We start from the raw sequence: 25,541 nt of genomic DNA, 5'->3' as shown, positions 1-25,541 counted from the left end.
CGACGGCTAAACTCGCTGAACCTGCTTGCGGTCAGGGAACATTACGCCGCACAATCGGTCAAACTGGCACACCTACATTACAGGACAGAGGTTATGTTCAGGCAGTTGAAGAAAACGCTGGTGGCGACCGTCATAGCGTCGCTGACGCTGGGTTCAATATTACCTGCTTTTGCCGACACCGCAGACACCCTGCCGGACATGGGCACCTCCGCAGGAAGCACGCTCTCCATCGGCCAGGAAATGCAGATGGGAGACTACTATGTACGCCAGCTGCGCGGCAGTGCGCCGTTAATTAATGACCCGCTGCTGGTGCAATATATTAACGGTTTAGGCATGCGCCTGGTCTCGCACGCCAATTCCGTGCGCACCCCGTTCCACTTTTATTTAATCAATAACGATCAGATTAACGCCTTTGCTTTCTTCGGCGGCAACGTGGTGCTGCACTCGGCCCTGTTCCGCTACTCGGATAACGAAAGCGAGCTGGCATCGGTCATGGCGCACGAAATTTCTCACGTTACCCAGCGCCACCTTGCCCGCGCCATGGAAGACCAAAAGCGTAACGCCCCGCTCACCTGGGTCGGTGCGCTGGGTTCAATTCTTCTGGCGATGGCCAGCCCGCAGGCCGGTATGGCCGCGCTGACCGGTACCCTGGCGGGTAGCCAGCAGGGAATGATCAGCTTTACCCGTCAAAACGAAGAAGAGGCCGACCGCATTGGTATTCAGGTCCTTCAGCGCTCTGGGTTCGACCCGCAGGCGATGCCGGCGTTTATGGGGAAGCTGCTCGACGAATCGCGCTACTCCACCCGTCCGCCGGAAATGCTGCTGACGCACCCGCTGCCGGAAAGCCGGCTTGCCGACGCCCGCAACCGCGCGAATCAAATGCGCCCGGTTGTCGTACAGTCCTCAGCTGACTTCTATCTGGCGAAAGCCAGAACGCTCGGTATGTACACTTCCGGCGATAATAAGCTGGGCAATGACCTACTGAGCAGTTGGGAAAAAGGCAATATTCGCGAACAGCACGCCGCCCAGTACGGTCGCGCTCTGCTGGCAATGGGCAACAACAACTACGATCTGGCGCGCAAAACGCTACAGCCGTTGCTGACCGCAGAACCGCAGAACGCCTGGTATCTCGACCTGGCCACCGATATCGACCTCGGGCAAAAAAGAGCGACAGACGCGATTAACCGCCTGAAAAGCGCTCGCGAACTGCGCACCAACCCGGTGCTGCAGCTCAACCTCGCCAACGCCCTGCTGGAAGGAGGACAACCGGCGGAAGCCGCGAATATCCTTAACCGCTACACCTTTAATAATAAAGACGACATCAACGGTTGGGAGCTGCTGGCGCAGGCGGAAGCCAAACTGGGCAATCGCGATCAGGAGCTGGCTGCCAGAGCAGAAGGGATGGCGCTGGTAGGCCGCCTCGATCAGGCGATTACCCTGCTCAGCAGCGCCAGCTCGCAGGTGAAATTAGGCAGCTTACAGCAGGCCCGCTACGATGCGCGTATCGATCAGCTGCGCCAGCTGCAGCAACGCTTTAAACCGTACCAGAAAATGTAAGGAGATCTCATGTCCGATACGGTCAAAATCTATCACAACCCGCGCTGCTCCAAGAGCCGCGACACGTTGAGCCTGCTGAAGGCTAACGGTATCGACCCTGAAGTGGTGCTCTATCTGGAGACGCCGCCGGATGCCGCCACGCTGCGCCAGCTGCTGAAAATGTTAGGAATGGCCAGCGCGCGCGAGTTAATGCGCCAGAAAGAAGATCTCTATAAATCGCTGGATCTCGCTAATCCGCAGCTCAGCGAAGATGCGCTGATCCAGGCAATGATCGATAATCCAAAACTGATTGAGCGCCCTATTGTCGTCAGCCACGGCGAGGCCCGTATCGGCCGCCCGCCGGAGCAGGTACTGGAGATCGTTAACTAGCATCATCCTGCCGCGGTTGGCTTCGGAAGCCGCGGCCCGCTACAGCTTGAGGATCTCTTTGACGAAAGGAATGGTCAGCTTGCGCTGGGCGGTTATAGAAGCGCGATCGAGCTGATCGAGCGTCATAAACAGCGAGCGCATTTCACGATCCAAGCGCTTGAGGAGGAACCGGCAGACGTCTTCCGGCATTTCAAAGCCGCGCAGCCTCGCCCGCAGCTGAAGCGCCTGGAGCTTATCTTCATCCGATAGCGGCTGCAGCTTGTAGATTTGTCCCCAGTCGAGGCGCGAGGCAAGATCCGGCAGGCCCAGCTTGAGCTGGCGCGGCGGTCGATCGCCGGTGATCAGCAGCCGGGTTTTACCGGATTCGAGGATGCGGTTGTAGAGGTCGAAAATCGCCATTTCCCACAGCTCATCGCCCGCCACGCATTCAATATTGTCGATGCAAACCAGCGATAGCTGCTCCATTCCGTCCAGCACTTCAGGAACAAACCACGTCCGTTTATCCAGCGGCACATAGCCCACCGCATCACCGCGCTGGGAAAGTTCCGCGCATGCTGCGTGCAGGAGATGGCTGCGCCCCGCCCCTTCGCGTGACCAGATATAGATGTATCCGCTATGCTCCTGCCGCAGCACATTTTGCAGGGCGGCAAGAAGAGAAGGGTTATCACCCGGCCAGAAACTTGCGAAAGTTTCATCATCGGGAAGATACAGTGGCAAAGAGAGCTGTGCCGGTGCGTTCAGATGGACCTCAACATAGGCTTTCAGAAAAACGCGGAGAGTTTAGCACAGAAATATGCAAGGAGAGAACCGGGCAGGATCGCCGCCCGGTATAAGGATCAATGTTTTGCTTCTTCGCTATCGGCAGCGTCGAGAACGACCTCTTCCGGACGCAAGACGCCGATCAGTTTAAAGATCAGACTCAGGCCGACGCCAACAATCGTCGCCAGCGCCATGCCTTTCAGTTCGGCGGCGCCGATATGCACTTTTGCACCGCTCACGCCGATAATCAGGATGACGGAGGTCAGAATCAGGTTCTGCGCCTTGTTGTAATCGACTTTTGATTCGATCAGCACGCGAATACCCGATGCGCCAATCACTCCGTATAGCAGCAGAGAGACGCCGCCCATTACCGGCAGCGGGATAATCTGGATCGCCGCCGCCAGCTTGCCGACGCAGGAGAGCAGAATCGCGATGATCGCCGCGCCGCCGATAACCCAGGTACTGTAAACGCGGGTAATCGCCATCACGCCAATGTTCTCGCCGTAGGTGGTGTTCGGCGTGGAGCCAAAGAAGCCGGAGATCACCGTGGAGAGACCGTTGGCAAACATTGAACGATGCAGGCCCGGATCGCGGATCAGATCTTTTTTGACGATATTGGCCGTTACCACCAGATGCCCAACGTGCTCGGCGATCACCACCAGCGCGGCTGGAAGAATGGTGAAAATCGCAAACCATTCAAAGCGCGGGGTGTAGAAGGTCGGCAGCGCGAACCAGTGGGCCTCGGCGATGGGCGTCGTGTCGACAACGCCCATTACGAAGGAGAGCGCGTAGCCAACCAGGACGCCGATTAAAATCGGGATAATCGCCAGGAAACCGCGGAACAGCACCGAACCGAAGACCGTCACCGCCAGCGTCACCATCGAAATGATGATGGTTTTGCTGTCCGGCGATTGTCCCTCTGCGGGCAGCAGACCGGCCATATTCGCCGCGACGCCCGCCAGCTCCAGCCCGATAACCGCAACAATCGCGCCCATCGCCGCCGGGGGGAACATCACATCAAGCCAGCCGGTGCCGGCTTTTTTGACAATAAAGGAGACGATGCAAAACAGCACGCCGCACATGATAAAGCCGCCGAGAGCGACTTCGTAGCCCAACGGTAGCAGAAGCAGTACCGGAGAAATAAACGCAAAGCTCGATCCCAGATAAGCCGGGATTTTGCCTTTGCAGATGAAAAGGTATAACAGCGTTCCGATGCCGTTAAACAGCAGTACCGTGGCCGGATTGATGTGAAACAGAACGGGCACCAGTACCGTTGCGCCAAACATGGCGAACAGATGTTGCAAACTAAGCGGGATTGTCTGTAAAAGCGGCGGTCTTTCACTCACCCCGATAGCACGGCGCGTCATGGCATTTTCCTCTGAGAGTCGTTTGTTGATTGCTGTTGGTGTGTTTTATTCAAAAAAAAGCCGACTCTTAAAGTCGGCTTTTTCTACTTCATCGTTTATTTCGTACCAAAAATCTTATCGCCGGCATCGCCGAGCCCCGGAATAATGTATCCGTGCTCGTTCAGGCCCTGGTCGATGGACGCGGTATACAGCTCAACGTCCGGATGCGCTTTCTCCAGCGCGGCGATACCTTCCGGCGCGGCCACCAGAACCAGCACCTTAATGCTGGAGCAGCCGGCTTTTTTTAGCAGGTCGATGGTGGCGATCATCGAGCCGCCGGTTGCCAGCATCGGGTCAACTACCAGCGCCATGCGTTCGTCGATATTGGATACCAGCTTCTGGAAGTAAGGAACCGGCTCAAGGGTCTCTTCGTTACGATAGATGCCTACCACGCTGATGCGCGCGCTTGGCACGTGCTCAAGCACACCTTCCATCATCCCCAGACCCGCGCGCAGAATCGGCACAACGGTAATTTTTTTACCCTTGATCTGCTCAACTTCTACCGGGCCGTTCCAGCCTTCGATGGTCACTTTTTCAGTCGCCAGATCGGCGGTGGCTTCATAAGTCAGTAAGCTGCCAACTTCTGAGGCGAGTTCACGGAAGCGTTTGGTGCTGATGTCGTGCTCACGCATCAGGCCCAGCTTGTGTTTGACGAGTGGGTGTTTCACTTCCACGATCTTCATTCTCTTTCTCCTCTGAGGGGCAGCCACAAAAAAAATCGCCGGATTATACCGCCTTTTTCCTTTTACGCCATAGCCGATATGTTTGACCGGGATCAACCAAAATGCTTTACGCTGCCTGAGCCAGTATAAAACAAAATAAAAAAAACCCCGCGAAAGCGGGGCTGAATGGGGCTTTAGGGCTGTTTATAGCTTTTCGCCGTTGCTGCTGATAACCTGCTGATACCAGGCAAAAGATTTCTTGCGGCTACGCGCCAGGGTGCCCTTACCTTCATTGTCTTTATCTACATAGATAAACCCGTAGCGTTTTTTCATCTCGCCGGTACCTGCGGAGACCAGATCGATACAGCCCCACGGGGTGTAGCCCATCAGGTCGACGCCATCCTCAACAACCGCTTTTTTCATCTCGGCGATATGGGCGGAGAGATAGTCGATACGGTACTGGTCATCTACCGAACCGTCCGCTTCGCGCACGTCAATGGCGCCAAAGCCGTTCTCCACAATAAACAGCGGCAACTGATAATGGTCCCAGAACCAGTTCAGGGAGTAGCGCAGCCCGACCGGATCAATCTGCCAGCCCCAGTCTGACTTCTGCACGTACGGATTGGAAACCAGGCTGGTGGTTTCGTCATAATCCAGCAGCGGATTGTCATCCGTTGCTTTCGTGGCAAACGACATATAGTAGCTAAAGCCAATATAATCGACGCAGCCCTGAGTCAGCGCCGCACGGTCTTCTTCGGTGATATCCAGTTTAAAACCGCGGCGCTCGAAGTAGTTCAGCAGGTGCTGCGGATATTTGCCGCGCACGTGAACGTCGGTAAACCAGTAGCGGCGATGCATGGCGTTCATCGCCATCATCATATCGTTGGGCGCGCAGCTCAGCGGGTAAATAGGACACATGGCGATCATGCAGCCCACCTGCAACGACGGGTTAATTTCGCGGGCGGCCTTAACCGCCAGCGCGCTGGCGACCAGCTCATAGTGCGCTGCCTGATACATCACCGGCTCACGGTCTTCACCCGGCAGATACTTCAGTCCGGAGTTAGTAAACGGGGCAAAATCTTCGTGGAAATTGGCCTGGTTATTGATCTCATTAAAGGTCATCCAGTACTTCACTTTATGCTGGTAGCGGGTAAACACCACCCGGGCAAAGCGGACGAAGAAATCAATCAGCTTACGGTTACGCCAGCCGCCGTACTCCGTCACCAGATGGTACGGCATTTCGAAGTGGGAGAGCGTAATCACCGGCTCAATGCCGTGCTTCAGGCACTCGTCGAACAGGTCATCGTAAAACTGCAGGCCGGCTTCGTTAGGTTCTTGCTCATCGCCCTGCGGGAAGATCCTCGTCCAGGCAATGGAGGTGCGGAAACACTTGAAGCCCATTTCGGCAAACAGCTGAACGTCGTCTTTATAACGATGGTAGAAATCAATCGCCTCGTGGTTGGGATAGTTTTTCCCTGGCAGGACGCCATCAGTGATTTCGCGCGGTACGCCGTGCGCGCCTGCGGTCATCACATCGGCGACGCTCACCCCTTTACCGCCCTCTTTCCAGCCGCCTTCCAGCTGATGCGCCGCTACCGCACCGCCCCACAGAAAACCTTCTTTAAATCCAGACATGTTCTCTCCCTATGCGCAGTCGCCGCTCTGCGACCGGTGTTGCTGATTGAAATGGTAAACCGCGCCTACCAGCCCGGCATCGTTGCCGTGGCTGACGGTGTCGAGATACTCCGCAATGCCAAACCAGGCCAGATGCTCGCGCAGCAGCGCCAGAAATCCCGGTCGTTCCACAATTCCACCGCCGATCAAAATCGTTTGCGGATCGAATAAGTTAACGAGGTTGTAAAGCCCGGTACCCAGGCCGTTAAAGAACTCAGCGACCAGCCGTCGACAGGTCGCGTCGCCCGCATCGTAGCGGTCAAAAATCTCTTCGCCGGTGACGTCATCCAGCGCTTTGCCGAGATGCTCAGCGTAGCGATGGCGCAGCACGCGCAGCGTGCAGTTTTCGTTCATCGAATAGCGCCGCACATCGCGGGTGCCCGGACGCGCGGTTTGCATATAACCGAATTCGCCGGCGCGGAAACGTGCGCCGTGGACCAACTGGTTATTACAGAAAATCGCCCCGCCGATGCCGGTGCCGATGGTCAGGACCAGGAAGTTGCTCATGTCGGCGGCTTTACCCCGCCAGCGCTCGGCCAGCAGCACGCAGTTAGCATCATTTTCAATGGCGACGGGCAATCGCACCTGCTGCTCAAGCCAGGCCTTGATAGCGAAGTTATCGAACTTACGGATGGCGCCGCCCATTTCGATAAAGCCGGTGTGCGGATTAACGTAGCCGGGAGCGCTGATCGCCACTCCTTTACATTCCGGGTGAGCGGCGATCCACGCCAGCATCGCCTGCAGGATCTGGTCGCCATCGCTGTCGATAAGGGTCTGCTTTCCTTTATCCAGCAGCTCGCCTTCGCGCGTCATTACCCCCATTTTTAACGCCGTGCCACCGATATCGAATGCGGCAATTTTCATCCTCAGCTTTCCTCCAGAATCCATCAAATTCTCGGTTTATCTCGCGTAGCAGCAGGAAAGAAACCGGTTTCAGTGGCATGATGATTATTCCTGAGAACGCTGGCAAGCAGAAGAATGTACCCGGTTTCATTTTCGTGAACGGTATCAAATTTGCGCACTTATCGGCCGTTTTACATCGACTGCAAAGCAGGCTCGCAAACGTTTGCTTTCCCTGTTAGAATTGCGCCGTTTTTTATTGCTACCGCAAACGCGTGGAGACTTCGCAGTGACCGATAAAACCTCTCTCAGCTATAAAGATGCCGGCGTGGATATTGATGCAGGCAACGCTCTCGTCGACCGTATTAAGGGCGTGGTGAAGAAAACTCGCCGCCCGGAAGTGATGGGTGGACTGGGCGGATTCGGCGCGCTGTGCGCGCTGCCGCAGAAGTATCGCGAGCCGGTTCTGGTCTCCGGCACCGACGGCGTCGGCACCAAGCTGCGTCTGGCGATGGACCTGAAGCGCCACGACACTATCGGTATCGACCTGGTCGCCATGTGCGTAAACGACCTCGTGGTTCAGGGCGCCGAGCCGCTGTTCTTCCTTGATTACTACGCGACCGGCAAACTGGATGTTGATACTGCGGCGAGCGTAATCAGCGGCATTGCCGAAGGTTGTCTGCAGTCAGGCTGCGCGCTGGTGGGCGGCGAGACGGCGGAAATGCCGGGCATGTATCACGGAGAAGATTATGACGTGGCTGGTTTCTGCGTCGGCGTGGTAGAAAAGTCAGAAATTATCGACGGCAGCAAAGTAGCCGATGGCGATGTGCTGGTGGCGCTGGCCTCCAGCGGACCGCACTCTAACGGCTACTCTCTGGTACGCAAAATTATCGAAGTCAGCGGCGTTGACCCGCAAACCACCGATCTCAACGGCAAACCGCTGGCTGACCACCTGCTGGCCCCGACCCGCATTTATGTGAAGTCCGTGCTCGACCTGATTGCCAACGTAGACGTGCACGCTATCGCCCATCTGACCGGCGGCGGCTTCTGGGAAAATATCCCGCGCGTCCTGCCGGACAACACCCAGGCGGTCATTGATGAATCTTCCTGGCAGTGGCCGGAAGTGTTCAACTGGCTGCAAACCGCGGGTAACGTCAGCAGCCACGAAATGTATCGCACCTTTAACTGCGGCGTCGGCATGGTAATCGCGCTGCCCGCAGACGCGGCGGATAAGGCGATTGCCTTCCTGAACGACAAAGGTGAAAACGCGTGGAAAATAGGGTATATCAAAGCCTCTGATTCCGAACAGCGTGTGGTCATTGAATGAAAAACATCGTGGTGCTGATTTCCGGCAACGGTAGCAACCTGCAGGCGATTATCGACGCCTGCGCCCGGAAAAAAATCAACGGCACCCTGCGTGCAGTCTTCAGCAACAAGGCCGACGCGTTCGGCCTTGAGCGCGCGCGCGCGGCGAATATTCCGGCTCACGCTCTCGCCGCCAGCCAGTTTGCCAACCGGGAAGCCTTCGATCGCGAGCTGATGCACGAGATCGACGCCTATGCGCCGGATCTGGTGGTACTGGCCGGCTATATGCGTATTCTTAGTCCGGCTTTTGTCGCCCACTATCAGGGGCGGATGCTGAATATCCACCCTTCCCTGCTGCCAAAATATCCGGGGCTGCATACCCATCGCCAGGCGCTGGAAAATGGCGATGAGGAGCACGGGACGTCGGTGCATTTCGTGACCGATGAGCTGGACGGCGGTCCGGTGGTATTGCAGGCAAAGGTGCCGGTTTTCGCTGAAGATACCGAAGACGACATTACCGCCCGCGTACAGGCGCAGGAACACGATATCTATCCCCTGGCTATTAGCTGGTTTGTCGACGGCCGCCTGCGCGCGGAGGGCAACGAAGCTTGGCTTGATGAAGTGAAGCTACCGCCGCAAGGCTACGCTGCCGAAGAGTAACCTCCCGCCCTGCGTTTATCCACGTGGGGCTTTTTTTTGATTAAAATCGTTTAACAATCAAATATATTGGAGAAATAATTCTTCTTACTGTCATATTGTTGTGACAGAGTGAATCGCTATGCGGAAAATTTCGTCATAATAGTCTATGTCCTGTGAGTAAAACGGAGTGTGAGCTGTAATGGGCCAGGAAAAGCTATACATCGAAAAAGAACTCAGCTGGTTATCCTTCAACGAGCGCGTACTTCAGGAAGCGGCGGACAAAAGCAATCCGCTGATCGAGCGCATGCGTTTTTTGGGGATTTACTCCAACAACCTCGATGAATTTTACAAGGTGCGCTTTGCCGAACTGAAGCGCCGCATCATCATTAGCGAAGAACAAGGCAGTACCGCACACTCTCGCCATCTGCTGGGAAAAATCCAGGCTCGCGTGCTCAAGGCCGATCAGGAGTTTGACGGTTTATACAATGAGCTGCTGCTGGAGATGGCGCGTAACCAGATTTTCCTGATTAACGAACGCCAGCTCTCCGTCAACCAGCAGTCCTGGCTGCGCAACTACTTCAAGCTGTATCTTCGTCAGCACATTACGCCGATCCTGATTAACCGCGAAACGGATCTGGTGCAGTTTCTGAAGGATGATTACACCTATCTGGCCGTCGAGATTATTCGCGGGGATAGCATCAATTACGCGCTTCTCGAGATTCCATCAGACAAGGTGCCGCGTTTTGTGAATCTGCCGCCGGAAGCGCCGCGCCGTCGCAAGCCAATGATTCTGTTAGACAACATTCTGCGCTATTGTCTGGATGATATCTTCAAGGGCTTTTTCGATTACGATGCGCTGAATGCCTACTCGATGAAAATGACGCGTGATGCCGAATACGATCTGGTGCATGAGATGGAATCGAGCCTGATGGAGCTGATGTCCTCCAGCCTGAAGCAGCGTCTGACCGCCGAGCCGGTGCGCTTCGTTTATCAGCGCGATATGCCGGACGCGATGGTCGAAATGCTGCGCGACAAGCTCTCCATCTCTAACTACGACTCTATGCTGCCGGGCGGTCGTTACCACAATTTTAAAGACTTTATCGGCTTCCCCAACGTCGGCAAAGCCAATCTGGTGAATAAACCGATGCCGCGTCTGCGCCATCTGTGGTTCGATAAATTCCGTAACGGCTTTGATGCAATTCGCGAACGCGACGTGCTGCTTTATTATCCGTACCACACTTTCGAACACGTGCTTGAGCTGCTGCGCCAGGCCTCTTTCGACCCGAGCGTGCTGGCCATCAAAATCAACATCTACCGCGTAGCGAAAGATTCACGAATCATCGACTCGATGATTCACGCCGCCCACAACGGTAAGAAAGTGACCGTGGTCGTGGAGCTACAGGCGCGTTTCGATGAAGAAGCCAATATTCACTGGGCTAAACGCCTGACCGAAGCTGGCGTGCACGTCATTTTCTCCGCCCCGGGTCTCAAAATTCACGCCAAGCTGTTCCTGGTTTCGCGTAAAGAGGGTGATGAAGTCGTGCGCTATGCGCACATCGGTACCGGCAACTTCAACGAAAAAACCGCGCGTCTGTACACCGACTATTCGCTGCTGACCGCCGATGCGCGCATCACCAATGAAGTCCGCCGGGTATTTAACTTTATCGAAAACCCCTATCGTCCGGTCAGCTTCGATTACCTGCTGGTATCGCCGCAAAACTCGCGCCGACTGCTTTATGAGATGATCGATCGCGAGATCGCCAACGCGCAAAATAGTCAGCCATCAGGAATCACCCTGAAGCTGAACAATCTGGTCGATAAAGGCCTGGTAGACCGCCTTTACGCCGCCTCCAGCTCAGGCGTTCCGGTTAATTTGCTTATTCGCGGCATGTGCTCGCTGATCCCTGGCCTCGAAGGAATCAGCGAAAATATTCGCGTCATCAGCATTGTTGACCGTTTCCTTGAGCATGACCGCGTTTATTGCTTTGAAAACGGCGGCGATAAGCAGGTTTGGCTATCGTCCGCGGACTGGATGACGCGCAATATTGACTATCGTATTGAAGTGGCCGCACCGCTGCTGGATCCGCGTCTGAAACAGCGCGTACTCGATATTTTCGATCTCCTCTTCAACGATACGGTCAAAGCACGCTATCTTGATAAAGAACTGAGTAATCGCTACGTGCCGCGCGGCAATCGCCGCAAAGTGCGCGCACAGATGGCGATATACGACTACCTCAAATCACTTGAACAGCCCGATTAACCTATGCCAATAAACGAAAATGCCCCTCGGCCGCAGGAGTTCGCTGCGGTCGACCTCGGTTCGAACAGTTTTCATATGGTGATCGCCCGTGTCGTTGACGGGGCAATGCAGATCATCGGTCGTCTGAAACAGCGCGTACATCTGGCCGACGGCCTGGATGAAAACTCTGTACTGAGCGAAGAGGCTATTGCGCGCGGGCTGAACTGCCTGTCGCTATTCGCCGAGCGCCTGCAGGGTTTTGATCCATCCAGCGTCTGCATCGTCGGCACGCACACGCTGCGCCAGGCGACAAACGCCGCAGAATTCCTCAAGCGCGCGGAGCAGGTCATCCCCTACCCGATTGAAATCATCCCCGGCAATGAAGAAGCGCGTCTGATTTTTATGGGCGTTGAGCATACGCAGCCGGAACGAGGCCGTAAGCTGGTTATCGATATCGGCGGCGGCTCTACCGAGCTGGTTATCGGCGAGGATTTCGAACCTCGCCTGGTGGAAAGCCGCCGTATGGGCTGCGTGAGCTTCTCTCAGGCCTATTTTGCTGGCGGCGTCATCAATAAAGAGAATTTCCAGCGCGCGCGACTTTCAGCCGTGCAGAAGCTGGAAACGCTGGCCTGGCAGTTCCGCATCCAGGGGTGGAACGTGGCCCTGGGCGCGTCCGGCACCATTAAAGCTGCTCACGAAGTGCTGGTGGCGATGGGCGAGAAAGACGGGTTCATCACTCCGGAGCGCCTCGAGATGCTGGTCGAAGAGCTGCTGAAGTATAAAAACTTCGACTCGCTGAGCCTGCCCGGGCTGTCTGAAGATCGAAAAGCCGTTTTTGCGCCCGGTCTGGCTATCCTGTGCGGAGTATTTGACGCGCTGGCGATTAAAGAGCTGCGCTTGTCCGACGGCGCGCTGCGCGAGGGCGTCCTGTACGAGATGGAAGGACGTTTCCGTCATCAGGATATCCGTAGCCGCACCGCGCAAAGCCTGGCGAACCAGTACAACATCGACCGTGAGCAGGCGCGACGCGTCCTGGAGACCACCACGCATATTTATGAGCAATGGCAGGAGCAGAATCCCAAGCTTGCCAATCCGCATCTGGCGGCGCTGCTGAAATGGGCAACCATGCTCCATGAAGTTGGCTTAAACATTAACCACAGCGGCATGCACCGTCATTCGGCTTATATTCTGCAACATAGCGATCTGCCGGGCTTTAATCAGGAACAGCAAATGCTGATGGCCACCCTGGTTCGCTATCACCGTAAAGCGATTAAGCTGGATGATTTGCCGCGTTTTACGCTGTTTAAGAAAAAGCAGTTTCTGCCGTTGATTCAGCTGCTGCGCCTTGGCGTGCTGTTGAATAACCAGCGCCAGGCGACGACCACGCCGCCGACCCTCACGCTGAAAACCGAGGCCAACCACTGGACGCTGACCTTCCCGCACGACTGGTTTAGCCAGAATGCGCTGGTACTGCTCGATCTGGAAAAAGAGCAGGAGTACTGGGAAGGCGTACCTGACTGGTGGCTAAAAATCAGCGAGGAAGAGAAGCCTGACGCGGCCAGCTAGTTTATCTCACGCGGGCCGGAATTCCGGCCCGTTGTCCTGTCAAGCCTCAACCAGCGCCTCAAGCGGCGCTGGTCTGCCAATCTCGTAGCCCTGCATATAGTCAATCCCCAGCGAAATTACCGCCTGGCGAATCTCCGGCGTTTCGACATATTCGGCCACTACCTGCATGTTTCTCATCCGGGCCAGCAGGCAAATGGAAGCAACGGCCTGATAGTCCAGACTGCTGGAGACCAGATTACGAATAAAACTGCCGTCAATTTTCAGCAAATCCGCATTCATCGTTTTCAGCCGCGCGTAGCTGGCATAACCGGTGCCAAAATCATCAATTGCCACCCGGCATCCCAGCTCCTGAAGCTGCGCCAGGGTTTTACGCGCCTGTTCCGGATTTGTCAGTGAATGGTTTTCAGTCAGCTCAAAAATAATCTGCCAGGGCTCAATGTCGTAATGCTCCAGCAGCGCTTGCACCTGTTGATGAAAATGGCTGTTGCTCACTGAAAAAGGTGAGATATTTATCGCCAGACGCATTCCCGGCAGCTTCTTGCGCTGCTTGTCCATAAACATAAGCGTATGTTCGAGTACCCAGCTATCAATACGCGCCGAGAAGCCAAACTCGTGTGCTACCGGTAAAAAGATATCCGGCATGACGATTTCATCATTGTCGTTCAACATCCTGAGCAGGACTTCGTGGTAGCTATCCCCGCGGATGCCGACAATCGGCTGCGCCATCAGGAGGAACCGATCCTGATCAAGCGCCTTCACCAGCTGATTCATTATCGCGACTTTGTCTTTCAGCTCTTGCTGCAGATTGATGGCGCCGCGGCGCTGTAAGTTTTCAGGGCTTCCGGTCGCCAGAGAAAGGTCGGCCGCGCTGTTGAGTTCGCCAAGCAGCAAATGCAGATGCATCACCGGCGAGCGAACGTTGCAATAGCTGAATCCCACGGGCGGCTGCAGCGGCATACCATTCCAGACAAAACGAAATTTTTTGAGGTGCTCATAGAGCTGGGGAATGCGCTGCTGATGGCCTTCACTGTTCAGATGAACCACCAGCTCATGCCCTGCCATCTGGTAGATATCCTCCCCAGGGCGCAGTAACTCGCTGAGCGACTCGGCCAGCAGCTGCTTGTACTGAATACGCAACAGAACACCGTAGTGGCGGCCCAATATTTCCAGTTCAGGAATGCGCAGGAAACACAGCACGGACCAGGAGGATTTATTTAACGCCCGACTCAGCGCCCGGATATTAGGCAAGCGAACGACCGGATCGATGAAGGCCATCCGACGCATGCGCGAGTAAAAAACTCGCTGCTGCGTCGCCAGCATTGCCATATAGGCGATAATAAATGAAAACACCAGATAACTGGAGGAGGTGATCGCCAGCTGATTGTTATAAATCGGGGAATGCGGGAGATATTGATAGTGAAAGTGAATAATAATAATTAAAACAAGTGACCAGACTAATGAAATAAAGCGATAGCCAAAGCGCATCGCCCCCCATAACATCACCGGCATCAGCAAGGATAACGTATAATTTGTACTGAATATGGTGCTCGTACTATTCAGCGGCATCAATAGAAGGAATAATAGAATTACCAGCACTGCTGCCCATATAACAAATTCAAAGCGCTTTATTTTTGGATCGATCTGTAAGCGAATTTGCGATATAAACCCGCGGATATAAAGCGGATTGCGGATAGTTCGAATAACGAAGTAGCACAACGGCACGCCGGTTAAACATCCCGCCATCAGGGCCTGAAAGGTGATAAGCGAACGCAAACTTAAGGGATTGACCCCTATCAACCCGGTAGCGCGTGGATGAATGCCCAGATACTCGGCCAGCTGCGACAGGATAAGAAAGATCAGGGACGGCAACAGCATCTGCCAGAACAATCGCTGAGGCATCAGACTTACGTTGCCATGCGAGATTTGCTGCCTTCGCGGGACAAAAACGCGATAACCGCCCCAGCATAAAACGGTCGGAATAAGAAAATGGAAAATGACGCCGATAGTATCTTCCAGCGACATGCCGCGCGTAATGGAAAGCAACAACCCGAGAACGATCCCCGGTAATGCGGCCCAGCCGAAAAACAGCATCAGGCTCAGTACTAGCGCCAGGGGTAAATAGTAAAGAGAGACTTCATTACCATCCAGCAACGCAACGGTATTAGCCCATCGTGACACGGGAAGCAAACATACAGGTAAGATAAGCGGTAGCGCCCACCATTTATCCCGATATTGCCTGTAAAGTTTAATTAAGTTCATAGATGCTCTACGGATAACCCTAAATCCTGCAGGGTGTATTCAGGCAGGCATCCAACCAACCGTCATAATCGCGCTAGGAATAACAACGCGGAACTGGCTGGTGATTTTAGTTATCGCTGCGAACAGACGATTGATATAAATCAAGAAATCACGTAGCTGATATTAATAATACCGTTTTTTTAACATTCATCCGCCATAAGCAGAAAGCATGTAAATACGAGGATTATCTTATATAACATTAATTAATGTTTTGCCTGCGGGATTTTTACATCCTCATCAATTGACCCTTCCGCTTTCCTGTGCCTTAATACGCACATCGCCCAGCCTTTGGGTATACTTTAAGGAACCTTTTGTGAGTCAGGCACCCAGTATGCGTAAACGACATCGATTTAACCGTCGCATGACCCGTATCGTACTGCTTATCAGCTTTATCTTCTTCTTTGGACGCTTTGTCTACTCCTCCATTGGTGCCTGGTACCATCATCAGGACAAAAAGCAATCGCAGCAATCCACTATCACCGTTGAGCCTTCGGATTCAGCAAAAGCGCCTGAGCAAAAATAAACGCTCAAAAAGACTAATGCCGAAGCACAACCAGCACACCAGCCATCACTAACAATGTGCCCGCTATTTGTGCCAGCGAAATGGGTTCTCCCAGTAACCACCAGCTAAAGAATACGGTTAGCATTGGTCCCAGAAGGCCGATCAGCACGGCGCGTTCCGCACCAATGCGCTGCACGGCCGCCGACTGCCAGAAGATCGGTAATACGGTTGAGAAGAGCGCCATCGCGCCACACCATAGATATACCTGCCACGGCAGGTTAAGCGCGGATAACGGTTGAGCAAGATAAAAATGGGTTTGCGTGGCAAGAGATGAAACCAGCAGGGCAAGAACCGAGAACTTCATCGACCCCATACGCCGGATTGCCACCTCTGACCCGGCATTATAAATGGCATACAGTAAGGCCGCAGCGGCGATCAGACCACCACCGAGCACCAGGCTGTGCATATCACCGCTAATCTGGAGATCGTGGACAAACGCCAGCAGAATTCCCGACCAGGAGAGCGCTAAGGCCAGGAGTACCTTTTTTTCGAAACGCTTACCCAAAAACAGGACGCCAATCAGAATAGTGAGCGCCGGGTAGGTAAATAAGATCAGCCGCTCAAGCCCGGCGGTAATATAGCGCAGGCCCATAAAATCCAGGATCGCCGAACCGTAATACCCCACTATTCCCAGCAGCAGTAGCAGCAGATAATCACGACGCTGCAGTGGTACACCGCTACGCAGCACCCGTAGAGCAACCAGGATAACGAAAGGTAACGACAGGGTCATCCGCAGCATGAGTAAAGTAATGGCATCTACCGTTGCCTGCTCGTAGGCAAGCTTGACGAATATTGCCTTAAACGAGAAACCAAAAGCCGCGCAGACGGAAAATAGCACGCCGATCAGCTGTGAAGATGACGCTTTATTCATCGTGAGGCCTGCTGCAATAAAGCTATCTGTCGCCACATCTCCGGCGAGTTTGAATACATAGGGAAATGCCCGCAATGCGGAATTTCCGCCAACTTTACACCACGGCGGGCAATAGAAGATAAATAGCTTAGCCCGGCATTCTGGTCGCCGTACATAAACATTTTTGGACACGGTAAATTAAGGAATTTCGCCATTAGCTCACCGTGGTCAGAATAATCCACCATCGAAGAGAAAATCCCCGGCACCGCTTCAGCGCGAACCTTTTGCGGCAGGCTGCTGGCATAGAGCGCGCTGGCCCAGGCTGGCGATTGGCGAGTGCGTTCAATAAAGCGCGCGAAGAAACGTTCCGCGTCCGGCTCAGCATATTGCACAATTTGCCGGCTCAAAAAGCAGTCTTCCGGCGCGATATTGCCCTCAATATTCACAAAACTTAGCACTCGCTCGGGGAAAGCGTGCGCCAGCAGAAGCGATGTTAATCCTCCCATTGAATGCCCGACCAGGTGAAAGCGCGTAAACCCCGCGTGGGAAATCACCTTCAGCGCCGTCTCAAGCAGAAAGGGTAACCCCATCTTGCTGTAATCAGCGCATTGGCTCTCACCACAACCCGGTGCATCCCAGGCAATAAACGGCTGCCCCTCAAAGGCTCGATGGCGCACGAAATCAGCGTAATCCTCTTTGCTGGAGCCAAAACCGTGAAGAAAGACGACCGGCTCCCCCGTTCCTTCACGGCTAATGGACGCGATATCAAGCCCGATGCCCTGCACCGTCATTGGCAAGCGCTGCCATGTCAACTCCGGCTGTATTTTCATCATATCCTCATTGCTTATCATTCCTGGGCTGGAATCATAACCAGCTATGTTGATATGTAAATTCTTATAAAATAAACTCTGTGATACTAAATAAGTAACAGAATATCTCTCATGAGCAATATTGATTTTCGTCGTATTAAGCAGCTGTGGATGTTTCTAGCAGTAGCGGAAGAGGAACACTTTGGCCGCGCGGCGCTGCGCCTCGGGATGTCACAACCGCCGCTAACGGAACAAATCAAACTCCTGGAGCACGGGCTGAAACTCCAGCTGTTCGAGCGTTCGCGGCGCGGGACCCGCCTGAGTCCGGCCGGAGCCGCACTCCTGCCCGCGGTACGCCAGTTCGCCGACCAGCTCAGCCAGTTGGGCAGAACCGTCGATGAAATCGCCGCAGGCCACTCGGCGGTATTGAATATCGGGGCGATAACCTCGGCCATGCTGGAGACCTTACCCCCACTGCTTGAGGAGCTTAAGCGCGCTACGCCCGGGCTAACAATATTTATCCGGGAAATCGATAGTGTCGATGCGATCCCCGCACTGGAGAACGGTGAACTGGATCTGGCTTTTGTGCGCCTGGAAGGTGAGACCGAAGGCCACATCACGACTTTGCCGCTGGAAGAGTCACGCCTGGCTGTCGCGCTACCGGTCGATCATCCGCTGGCCTTACAGCATCGCGTCAGCCTGCGCGCGCTGGCAAAGGAGCCGATGGTAATGTCTGCTCGCCAGGTCAGCCCGGCCTGGTTTGATCTCCTCACCTCGCTGTGTCGCACCCACGGCTTTACTCCCCGCATTCTGCATGAGGTCCGCTCGGTAAGTTCACAAATTGCGTTCGTCAGCTGCGGCCAGGGCATCGCGCTGGTTCCCGCCTCCACCCGCAAACTGGCGCCGGCTAATGTGGTGATAAAGGCCCTGGAAGAGAAGCAGATGGTTGTTACCGCGGCGGCGGCGTGGAACAGCGAGCGTCACCACCCGCTGGTTGATTCAGCCATTGCTTTATTGAAAACACGCTACGCCTGACCATTCTCCAACTTCTGCAGTAAACGCAGGATCTCAGCAATACCTTTGCTGATAATTTTATCCTGCCGCATGATTATGCCTAACTGACGATGCAGCAGCGGAGTCAGTGATTGAACATTTAAGCCAATACGATCCTGCGGATGCTCTACCGCCATTCTCGGCACAATGCTGAACCCCAACCCCGCACGTACCATGCGCTTAATCGCCTCAATGCTGCCTAACTGCATGACTGGCGCTATCGCCCGCCCATCGGCAAGAAACCAGCCATCGATCAGATCCCGGGTTCCGCTTCCCGATTCAAAAGCGATTAGCGGTAATGATTGCAGAATCTCTGGCGTCAGCGACCACGGTAACTCATCCTGCCCATCGCTGAAAATACACACAAACTCCTCCTCTAACACCGGCATAACCGCCAGACTGCGTCCATTCGCCGGTAGCGTACAAAGCCCAAGGTCGAGCCGATTCTCTTCAATAGCCCGAACCACCTCAAGCGTATTGCCAACCGTGACCCTCACCGTCAATAAAGGATGCTCATGATGTAGCTTCTGCAGTAACGGAGGTAGCAGATGAATACAGGCGGTTGCTCCGGATCCCTGCGTTACCGAGCCGCTGATTTCACGATTGAATTCACTCACCGATTGCACCGCCGCGCCCACCGCCTGTTCAATCCGATCGCTGTGGGCCAGCAGGGCGATACCGGCCGCCGTCGCTTTAATTCCCCGCCCGGTGCGCTCAAGCAGCCTGGTTTGTAGAAACTGTTCCAGCTGACGTACCTGCAGGCTGACCGCAGGCTGCGACAATCCCAGTACGTCTGCCGCAGCGGAGAAGCTCCCGCGCTGTACGACCAGGCGGAACGTCGCCAGATTTCCCAGATTGAGCGTCATCATCACAAAGTTTCTCTTATAAGGGTCATAAACGGACCGGCCTGCCTGCACAATAGCGCGCAAGGTATGCTGCCGACAACAGCGTAACTGAATGGAAAATCATGAATACACCTGCGAACTCGCACTCCGCGCCGGGCTTTATCACGCTGGCCGCCGGATGCAATCAGCTGATTAACTGGGGAATCTCGTTTTATATGCCCGGCACTTTTGCCAGGGCTATCGGTCTGGAGACCGGCTGGACCGCCACGGAAATCTATTTCGGACTGACCCTCGCCATGCTCATGATGGCGACGCTTTCTCCGTTTATCGCCCGGCTTCTGGCCCGCTTTGGCGGCCAGCGAATAGTGATTACCGGTACGCTGGCGATTTCAGCGGGGTGTCTGCTGATGGCTTACGTCCATAGCCTGACGGGCTGGTTCGCCGCCTGGCTTCTGACCGGCATCGGTATGCGGCTGGCGCTGTACGACGCGCTGTTCGCGGCGCTGGTGAATCTTTACGGGCAGCGTGCCAGGTTGACCATATCGCGCGTGACGCTGGCCGGAGGATTAGCCTCGGCCCTGTTCTGGCCGCTTGGCGCCTGGCTGCTGACGCGGATGGACTGGCGGCACGCGCTGCTAATCTACGCCCTGTTTGGCCTGCTTAGCGCTCTGCTGTTGTGGAAAATGCCGAATACCAAGTTACCGTTGCCGGTAAGGGTGAAAAAAAACCAGCAGCTGTCAAAGCATGATAGACGTCCGGCCCTGCTGTACGCGTCGTTGATTGCGCTGGTTACCTTTGTATCCAACGGCACGTCAACGCATCTTCCCGAGTTCATCGCCAGCGTTGGGCTTCCTGTCGCGGTGGGAATGCTATGGGGAATTGGACAAACCGGCGCGCGCTTTCTCGAAGTGGTATCCGGCTCCGCGCTCACGCCGCTGCGGCTAACGATATTGACGACCTCGCTGATGCCGCTCTGCTTTGCGCTTGGACTGAGCGGCGCTTTTCTGTCGTGGGCGGCCGGCGGATTTGTACTGGGTTACGGCGCGATCAACGGCCTGACCACCGTGTTTAAGGCCACTTTACCGCTGCAGCTCTTTGCCACCGAGGATTATGCCCGGCTAACCGGCATTCTGTTGATTCCCGCGCAACTGCTGGCCGCCATATCGCCGTTTGCCTACGCATGGCTAAATCATCATTTCGGGTTGAGGGGAAGCTTAGCCGTTTCCGCCGTGCTGGCTGTGATGGTGGCAGCTTTGGCGATGGCCATTGCATGGTGTCAGCGGGAGAATACGCCAGCGGCGATTGAAGAACGGGGATAACAGTAGAAGCCCGGCGTATCGGTATTCATCGCCTGAGGTAATTCCGTAATCCTTTGATATTAACATGAAAAATGCCATTAATGACGTCAATCATTAATGGCATTATTTTTATTCAATTACCGCAAAGAACAAATTTTATTCCCACTCAATGGTCGCCGGCGGCTTACCGCTGATGTCATACACCACGCGGGAGATACCGTTGACTTCATTGATGATGCGGTTGGACACGCGGCCGAGGAAATCGTACGGCAGGTGCGCCCAGTGTGCGGTCATAAAGTCGATGGTTTCAACTGCGCGCAGGGAGACCACCCAGTCGTACTTACGGCCATCGCCCATTACGCCGACGGAACGCACCGGCAGGAAAACGGTGAACGCCTGGCTCACTTTGTTGTACAGGTCAGCTTTGTGCAGCTCTTCAATGAAGATGGCATCCGCGCGACGCAGCAGGTCACAGTACTCTTTCTTCACTTCGCCCAGCACGCGCACGCCGAGACCCGGGCCCGGGAACGGGTGACGATACAGCATGTCGTACGGCAGGCCCAGCTCGAGGCCAATCTTACGCACTTCATCTTTGAACAGCTCGCGCAGCGGTTCAACGAGGCCCATCTTCATCTCTTTCGGCAGGCCGCCCACGTTGTGGTGAGATTTGATAACGTGCGCTTTGCCGGTTGCGGAAGCCGCAGACTCGATCACGTCAGGGTAGATAGTCCCCTGCGCCAGCCATTTCACGTCTTCCAGCTTCAGCGCTTCTTCGTCAAACACTTCAACAAACACGCGGCCGATGATTTTACGCTTCGCTTCCGGATCGTTTTCGCCCGCCAGCGCAGCCAGGAAACGCGCCTCGCCTTCGACGTGAACGATGTTCAGACCGAAACGATCGCCGAACATATCCATAACCTGCTGAGCTTCATTAAGACGCAGCAGACCGTTATCCACGAAGACGCAGGTCAGGTTTTTGCCGATAGCGCGATGCAGCAGCATTGCGGTAACAGACGAGTCCACGCCGCCGGAGAGGCCGAGAATGACTTTATCGTCGCCCACTTGCTGACGAATACGTTCGATGGCGTCGTCGATAATTTTGGCCGGGGTCCACAGCGCTTCACACTGGCAAATCTCGCGTACAAAACGCTCCAGCATGCGCAGGCCCTGACGGGTGTGGGTCACTTCCGGGTGGAACTGCACGCCGTAGAAGCGCTTCTCTTCGTTGGCCATAATGGCGAACGGGCAGGTTTCGGTGCTGGCAACGGTAACGAAGTCAGACGGGATGGCGGTGACTTTGTCGCCGTGGCTCATCCAGACGTCCAGCATAGCGTTGCCGTCCGCGCTCAGCGCATCTTCAATGCCGTGGATCAGCGCGCTATCGGTCTGAACTTCAACCTGCGCGTAGCCAAATTCACGCTCATTAGAGGCTTCAACGTGGCCGCCCAGCTGCATCGCCATGGTCTGCATACCGTAGCAGATGCCAAAGACCGGCACGCCAGCTTCGAAGACATACTGCGGGGCGCGCGGGCTGTTATCTTCGGTAGTGCTTTCCGGGCCGCCGGAAAGAATGATGCCGTTAGGATTGAACTCACGAATTTGAGCTTCAGTCACGTCCCATGCCCACAGTTCACAGTAGACACCTAATTCACGAACGCGACGCGCAACCAGCTGGGTGTATTGAGAACCGAAGTCCAGGATAAGAATACGATGTTTATGAATGTTATCCGTCATTGACGATAATTCCGAGGCAAGTGATACAGGTTAAATAAATCGCCCGGCGCGTGGCCGGGCGATGAAAATCAGGAGCCCATGCGGTAGTTCGGGGATTCCTTGGTAATGGTCACGTCGTGAACGTGACTCTCCTGGATACCCGCGCCGCTGATGCGCACGAATTCCGCTTTGGTCCGCAGGGTGTCGATGGTACCACAACCGGTCAGGCCCATACAGGAGCGCAGTCCGCCCATCTGCTGGTGAATAATCTCTTTCAGACGGCCTTTATAGGCGACGCGACCTTCGATACCTTCCGGTACCAGTTTGTCGGCGGCGTTATCGGTCTGGAAGTAGCGATCGGAGGAGCCTTTAGACATCGCGCCAAGGGAACCCATACCGCGGTAAGATTTGTAAGAACGCCCCTGGTAGAGTTCGATTTCGCCCGGGGACTCTTCGGTACCCGCCAGCATCGAGCCAACCATGACGGCTGAAGCACCAGCGGCGATGGCTTTGGCGATATCGCCGGAGAAACGAATACCGCCGTCGGCGATAACCGGAATACCGGTGCCTTCCAGCGCTTCAACCGCGTCAGAAACGGCGGTGATCTGCGGAACGCCCACGCCGGTCACGATACGCGTCGTACAGATGGAGCCAGGACCGATACCCACTTTCACCGCGCTGCAGCCGGCTTCCGCCAGCGCACGTGCGCCCGCGCCGGTCGCCACGTTGCCGCCGATGATTTGCAGGTCAGGATATTTTGCGCGGGTATCGCGAATACGCTGCAATACGCCCTCAGAGTGACCGTGAGAAGAGTCGATCAGCAGAATATCGACGCCCGCGGCAACCAGCGCATCAACGCGCTCTTCGTTACCCGCGCCCGCGCCAACCGCTGCGCCAACGCGCAGGCGACCCTGCTCATCTTTACAGGCGTTCGGTTTACGTTCCGCTTTCTGGAAATCTTTAACGGTGATCATGCCGAGAAGATGGAAGCTGTCATCCACAACAAGGGCTTTCTCAACGCGTTTTTCATGCATTTTGGCAAAGACCACTTCGCGGCTTTCACCTTCGCGAACGGTAACCAGACGCTCTTTCGGCGTCATATATACGCTAACCGGCTGGTTCAGGTCGGTGACGAAACGCACATCGCGGCCGGTAATGATGCCGACCAGCTCATTGTCTTCGGTCACAACCGGATAGCCAGCAAAACCGTTGCGTTCAGTCAGCTCTTTAACTTCGCGCAGAGTCGTAGTCGGCAGAACGGTCTGCGGGTCGGTAACCACGCCGGACTCATGCTTCTTCACGCGCTTAACTTCTTCCGCCTGACGCTCGATAGACATGTTTTTATGAATAAAACCGATGCCGCCTTCCTGTGCCAGGGCAATTGCCAGACGCGCTTCCGTCACGGTATCCATTGCTGCGGAGAGCATAGGAATATTCAGGCGAATGGTTTTCGTCAGCTGGGTGCTGAGATCGGCGGTGTTTGGCAGAACGGTTGAATGAGCGGGAACGAGGAGGACGTCGTCAAACGTCAGAGCTTCTTTAGCGATACGTAGCATGGGCAATATCTCGACCAGGGTGGATAAATATTGCCGTGGCATTATACAGAGCGTAACCGATTGCATCTACCCTTTTTTGCAAATAATACTTGCGATCCCCTCTCAGCAGGTTACTATCGACTGAATAACCTGCTGATTTAGAATTTGATCTTGCTCACATGTTGCCATCTCAATCCCCCTCAATTTACACGGTTAGCCGCCTCAATCAGTCGGTCCGGCTGCTGCTGGAACGTGAAATGGGCCAGGTATGGATCAGCGGCGAGATTTCCAATTTCAGCCAGCCCTCTTCCGGTCACTGGTACTTTACCTTAAAAGACGATAACGCCCAGGTGCGCTGCGCAATGTTTCGCAACAGCAACCGCCGGGTGACCTTCCGTCCGCAGCACGGGCAGCAGGTGCTGGTTCGCGCCAACATCACCCTTTACGAGCCGCGCGGCGATTATCAGATTATCGTGGAGAGCATGCAGCCTGCGGGCGAAGGACTGCTTCAGCAGAAGTATGAACAGCTGAAGGCCGCCCTGGCGGCGGAAGGCTTGTTCGATCAGCAGCATAAAAAAGCGCTTCCCTCCCCTGCGCACTGCGTAGGCGTCATTACCTCTAAAACCGGCGCCGCGCTGCATGATATTTTACAGGTGCTCAAGCGTCGCGACCCTTCCCTGCCGGTGATTATTTATCCGACCGCCGTTCAGGGCGAAGACGCACCGGGACAGATTGTTCGCGCGATTGAACTGGCCAACGCGCGCCGCGAATGCGACGTACTTATCGTCGGACGCGGCGGCGGTTCGCTGGAAGATTTATGGAGTTTTAACGACGAGCGGGTGGCGCGGGCGATATTTAGCAGTCCGATTGCCATCGTCAGCGCCGTGGGCCATGAAACTGACGTCACTATTGCCGATTTCGTCGCCGACCTGCGCGCGCCAACGCCTTCCGCGGCGGCAGAAATGGTCAGCCGTAACCAGCTGGAGCTGCTGCGCCAGCTCCAGTCAGGACAGCAGCGTCTTGAGATGGCGATGGACTACTTCCTTGCCAACCGCCATCGTCGCTTTACCCAGATATTTCACCGCCTGCAGCAGCAGCATCCTCAGCTGCGCCTTGCTCGCCAGCAAACGGAGCTGGAAAGGTTGCGTCAGCGCATGCGTTTCGCTCTTGAGACGCAGATGAAGCGCGCCGATCAGCGCCAGCAGCGCGCTACGCAGCGTCTGAATCAGCAAAATCCGCAGCCGCGTATTCACCGTGCCCAGAGCCGTATTCAACAGCTGGAATATCGCCTGGCGGAAAATATCCGCAGCCGCCTCGGCGAGCAGCGCGAGCGCTTCGGCAATATGGTCACGCATCTGGAGGCCGTCAGCCCGCTGGCGACGCTCGCCCGCGGCTATAGCGTGACTTCCGCCAGCGACGGCAAAGTGCTGAAGCAGACCAAACAGGTACACGAGGGAGACCTTCTCACTACCCGCCTGAACGATGGCTGGGTGGAGAGCGAAGTGAAAAACATCACGCCGGCGAAGAAAACGCGCTCCCGTAAAAAAGCCTGATTATTCTGC

General features: G+C 55.2%; 21 protein-coding genes. 10 read left to right on the top strand and 11 right to left on the bottom strand.

Features of this window, described 5'->3' with window-relative positions; all coding sequences use genetic code 11:
- Nucleotides 1-93: 93 nt before the first annotated feature.
- Both bepA and arsC read left to right on the top strand, forming a co-directional pair.
- Nucleotides 94-1,557: a beta-barrel assembly-enhancing protease gene (gene bepA / locus ABLV12_RS19220; protein WP_016809534.1), complete on the top strand. Its 1,464-nt coding sequence runs from the start codon at nucleotides 94-96 to the stop codon at nucleotides 1,555-1,557.
- A gap of 9 nt (nucleotides 1,558-1,566) precedes the next feature.
- Entirely contained in the window at nucleotides 1,567-1,926 is a 360-nt protein-coding gene (gene arsC, locus ABLV12_RS19215) for an arsenate reductase (glutaredoxin) (RefSeq protein ID WP_004104426.1), read from the top strand.
- Between the two features lie 39 nt (nucleotides 1,927-1,965).
- On the opposite strand, the gene ABLV12_RS19210 is transcribed toward arsC, so the two are convergent.
- The 5 genes from ABLV12_RS19210 to bglK form a co-directional block, all read right to left on the bottom strand.
- Complete coding sequence (locus ABLV12_RS19210; RefSeq protein WP_213799324.1) at nucleotides 1,966-2,667, bottom strand: DnaA inactivator Hda; 702 nt, start codon at nucleotides 2,665-2,667, stop codon at nucleotides 1,966-1,968.
- 95 nt (nucleotides 2,668-2,762) lie between these two features.
- A complete protein-coding gene (uraA, locus tag ABLV12_RS19205) occupies nucleotides 2,763-4,052 on the bottom strand; it encodes a uracil permease (RefSeq protein WP_004104428.1) in 1,290 nt (429 codons plus the stop codon).
- Between the two features lie 95 nt (nucleotides 4,053-4,147).
- Nucleotides 4,148-4,774 carry a uracil phosphoribosyltransferase gene (gene upp, locus ABLV12_RS19200; RefSeq protein WP_004104429.1) on the bottom strand — a complete coding sequence of 209 codons (627 nt, stop codon included), beginning with the start codon at nucleotides 4,772-4,774 and terminating at the stop codon, nucleotides 4,148-4,150.
- Nucleotides 4,775-4,957: 183 nt separating this feature from the next.
- Nucleotides 4,958-6,388: a 6-phospho-beta-glucosidase gene (locus ABLV12_RS19195; protein ID WP_024274547.1), complete on the bottom strand. Its 1,431-nt coding sequence runs from the start codon at nucleotides 6,386-6,388 to the stop codon at nucleotides 4,958-4,960.
- A gap of 9 nt (nucleotides 6,389-6,397) precedes the next feature.
- Complete coding sequence (gene bglK / locus ABLV12_RS19190) at nucleotides 6,398-7,291, bottom strand: beta-glucoside kinase BglK (RefSeq protein ID WP_004104432.1); 894 nt, start codon at nucleotides 7,289-7,291, stop codon at nucleotides 6,398-6,400.
- Nucleotides 7,292-7,556: 265 nt separating this feature from the next.
- On the opposite strand from bglK, the gene purM reads away from it, so the two are divergent.
- The 4 genes from purM (at nucleotide 7,557) to ppx (ending at nucleotide 13,016) form a co-directional block, all read left to right on the top strand.
- Nucleotides 7,557-8,594, top strand: coding sequence for a phosphoribosylformylglycinamidine cyclo-ligase (purM, locus tag ABLV12_RS19185; RefSeq protein WP_004104433.1), 1,038 nt, complete (start codon nucleotides 7,557-7,559; stop codon nucleotides 8,592-8,594).
- Nucleotides 8,591-9,232, top strand: a complete 642-nt coding sequence (gene purN / locus ABLV12_RS19180; RefSeq protein WP_004114390.1) for a phosphoribosylglycinamide formyltransferase — start codon at nucleotides 8,591-8,593, stop codon at nucleotides 9,230-9,232. The genes purM and purN overlap by 4 nt, the downstream gene beginning before the upstream one ends.
- 178 nt (nucleotides 9,233-9,410) lie before the next feature.
- A complete protein-coding gene (gene ppk1, locus ABLV12_RS19175; RefSeq protein WP_004104435.1) occupies nucleotides 9,411-11,471 on the top strand; it encodes a polyphosphate kinase 1 in 2,061 nt (686 codons plus the stop codon).
- A 3-nt stretch (nucleotides 11,472-11,474) separates the two neighbouring features.
- On the top strand, nucleotides 11,475-13,016 hold the full coding sequence (gene ppx / locus ABLV12_RS19170; RefSeq protein ID WP_004114392.1) for an exopolyphosphatase: 1,542 nt from the start codon (nucleotides 11,475-11,477) through the stop codon (nucleotides 13,014-13,016).
- Nucleotides 13,017-13,055: 39 nt separating this feature from the next.
- On the opposite strand, the gene ABLV12_RS19165 is transcribed toward ppx, so the two are convergent.
- Entirely contained in the window at nucleotides 13,056-15,275 is a 2,220-nt protein-coding gene (locus ABLV12_RS19165; RefSeq protein ID WP_064398142.1) for an EAL domain-containing protein, read from the bottom strand.
- 370 nt (nucleotides 15,276-15,645) lie between these two features.
- Here ABLV12_RS19165 and ABLV12_RS19160 point away from each other — a divergent pair, with 370 nt between their 5' ends.
- Nucleotides 15,646-15,837 carry a YfgG family protein gene (locus tag ABLV12_RS19160; RefSeq protein WP_004104447.1) on the top strand — a complete coding sequence of 64 codons (192 nt, stop codon included), beginning with the start codon at nucleotides 15,646-15,648 and terminating at the stop codon, nucleotides 15,835-15,837.
- 13 nt (nucleotides 15,838-15,850) lie between these two features.
- On the opposite strand, the gene ABLV12_RS19155 is transcribed toward ABLV12_RS19160, so the two are convergent.
- Together ABLV12_RS19155 and ABLV12_RS19150 are read right to left on the bottom strand one after the other, a co-directional pair.
- Nucleotides 15,851-16,747, bottom strand: a complete 897-nt coding sequence (locus ABLV12_RS19155) for a DMT family transporter (protein WP_004104448.1) — start codon at nucleotides 16,745-16,747, stop codon at nucleotides 15,851-15,853.
- Complete coding sequence (locus tag ABLV12_RS19150; protein ID WP_224226339.1) at nucleotides 16,744-17,559, bottom strand: alpha/beta hydrolase; 816 nt, start codon at nucleotides 17,557-17,559, stop codon at nucleotides 16,744-16,746. Before ABLV12_RS19150 ends, ABLV12_RS19155 begins: the two co-directional genes overlap by 4 nt.
- Nucleotides 17,560-17,667: 108 nt before the next feature.
- Between ABLV12_RS19150 and ABLV12_RS19145 the strand changes: the two genes are divergently transcribed.
- A complete protein-coding gene (locus ABLV12_RS19145) occupies nucleotides 17,668-18,570 on the top strand; it encodes a LysR substrate-binding domain-containing protein (protein WP_004104450.1) in 903 nt (300 codons plus the stop codon).
- Here the strand turns inward: ABLV12_RS19145 and ABLV12_RS19140 are convergent.
- Nucleotides 18,561-19,457, bottom strand: a complete 897-nt coding sequence (locus ABLV12_RS19140; RefSeq protein WP_348867232.1) for a LysR family transcriptional regulator — start codon at nucleotides 19,455-19,457, stop codon at nucleotides 18,561-18,563. The genes ABLV12_RS19145 and ABLV12_RS19140 overlap by 10 nt on opposite strands.
- 98 nt (nucleotides 19,458-19,555) lie before the next feature.
- Here ABLV12_RS19140 and ABLV12_RS19135 point away from each other — a divergent pair, with 98 nt between their 5' ends.
- Entirely contained in the window at nucleotides 19,556-20,752 is a 1,197-nt protein-coding gene (locus ABLV12_RS19135; RefSeq protein ID WP_160886128.1) for an MFS transporter, read from the top strand.
- 135 nt (nucleotides 20,753-20,887) lie between these two features.
- Here the strand turns inward: ABLV12_RS19135 and guaA are convergent, their stop codons facing one another.
- Both guaA and guaB read right to left on the bottom strand, forming a co-directional pair.
- A complete protein-coding gene (guaA, locus tag ABLV12_RS19130; protein ID WP_004104468.1) occupies nucleotides 20,888-22,465 on the bottom strand; it encodes a glutamine-hydrolyzing GMP synthase in 1,578 nt (525 codons plus the stop codon).
- 68 nt (nucleotides 22,466-22,533) lie between these two features.
- Entirely contained in the window at nucleotides 22,534-24,000 is a 1,467-nt protein-coding gene (gene guaB, locus ABLV12_RS19125; protein WP_004104469.1) for an IMP dehydrogenase, read from the bottom strand.
- Between the two features lie 158 nt (nucleotides 24,001-24,158).
- Between guaB and xseA the strand changes: the two genes are divergently transcribed.
- Nucleotides 24,159-25,532, top strand: a complete 1,374-nt coding sequence (gene xseA, locus ABLV12_RS19120; protein WP_064398136.1) for an exodeoxyribonuclease VII large subunit — start codon at nucleotides 24,159-24,161, stop codon at nucleotides 25,530-25,532.
- Nucleotides 25,533-25,541 lie beyond the last annotated feature (9 nt).

Source organism: Klebsiella sp. CN_Kp100, from assembly GCF_040065315.1.
Taxonomy (GTDB): Bacteria; Pseudomonadota; Gammaproteobacteria; order Enterobacterales; family Enterobacteriaceae; genus Klebsiella; species Klebsiella oxytoca.
The sequence above is the reverse complement of the archived record's forward strand: the minus strand, read 5'-3'. Positions and strand labels throughout refer to the sequence as shown.

Excerpts from the sequence above, each read along its gene's own strand:
- upp (WP_004104429.1), bottom strand. The coding sequence starts at position 4,774 with ATGAAGATCGTGGAAGTGAAACACCCACTCGTCAAACACAAGCTGGGC.
- ppx (WP_004114392.1), top strand. The coding sequence starts at position 11,475 with ATGCCAATAAACGAAAATGCCCCTCGGCCGCAGGAGTTCGCTGCGGTC.
- ABLV12_RS19195 (WP_024274547.1), bottom strand. The coding sequence starts at position 6,388 with ATGTCTGGATTTAAAGAAGGTTTTCTGTGGGGCGGTGCGGTAGCGGCG.
- ppk1 (WP_004104435.1), top strand. The coding sequence starts at position 9,411 with ATGGGCCAGGAAAAGCTATACATCGAAAAAGAACTCAGCTGGTTATCC.
- guaB (WP_004104469.1), bottom strand. The coding sequence starts at position 24,000 with ATGCTACGTATCGCTAAAGAAGCTCTGACGTTTGACGACGTCCTCCTC.
- ABLV12_RS19150 (WP_224226339.1), bottom strand. The coding sequence starts at position 17,559 with ATGATGAAAATACAGCCGGAGTTGACATGGCAGCGCTTGCCAATGACG.
- ABLV12_RS19135 (WP_160886128.1), top strand. The coding sequence starts at position 19,556 with ATGAATACACCTGCGAACTCGCACTCCGCGCCGGGCTTTATCACGCTG.
- ABLV12_RS19155 (WP_004104448.1), bottom strand. The coding sequence starts at position 16,747 with ATGAATAAAGCGTCATCTTCACAGCTGATCGGCGTGCTATTTTCCGTC.
- uraA (WP_004104428.1), bottom strand. The coding sequence starts at position 4,052 with ATGACGCGCCGTGCTATCGGGGTGAGTGAAAGACCGCCGCTTTTACAG.
- ABLV12_RS19140 (WP_348867232.1), bottom strand. The coding sequence starts at position 19,457 with ATGATGACGCTCAATCTGGGAAATCTGGCGACGTTCCGCCTGGTCGTA.
- arsC (WP_004104426.1), top strand. The coding sequence starts at position 1,567 with ATGTCCGATACGGTCAAAATCTATCACAACCCGCGCTGCTCCAAGAGC.
- purN (WP_004114390.1), top strand. The coding sequence starts at position 8,591 with ATGAAAAACATCGTGGTGCTGATTTCCGGCAACGGTAGCAACCTGCAG.
- guaA (WP_004104468.1), bottom strand. The coding sequence starts at position 22,465 with ATGACGGATAACATTCATAAACATCGTATTCTTATCCTGGACTTCGGT.
- xseA (WP_064398136.1), top strand. The coding sequence starts at position 24,159 with ATGTTGCCATCTCAATCCCCCTCAATTTACACGGTTAGCCGCCTCAAT.
- ABLV12_RS19160 (WP_004104447.1), top strand. The coding sequence starts at position 15,646 with ATGCGTAAACGACATCGATTTAACCGTCGCATGACCCGTATCGTACTG.
- bglK (WP_004104432.1), bottom strand. The coding sequence starts at position 7,291 with ATGAAAATTGCCGCATTCGATATCGGTGGCACGGCGTTAAAAATGGGG.
- bepA (WP_016809534.1), top strand. The coding sequence starts at position 94 with ATGTTCAGGCAGTTGAAGAAAACGCTGGTGGCGACCGTCATAGCGTCG.
- ABLV12_RS19145 (WP_004104450.1), top strand. The coding sequence starts at position 17,668 with ATGAGCAATATTGATTTTCGTCGTATTAAGCAGCTGTGGATGTTTCTA.
- ABLV12_RS19165 (WP_064398142.1), bottom strand. The coding sequence starts at position 15,275 with ATGAACTTAATTAAACTTTACAGGCAATATCGGGATAAATGGTGGGCG.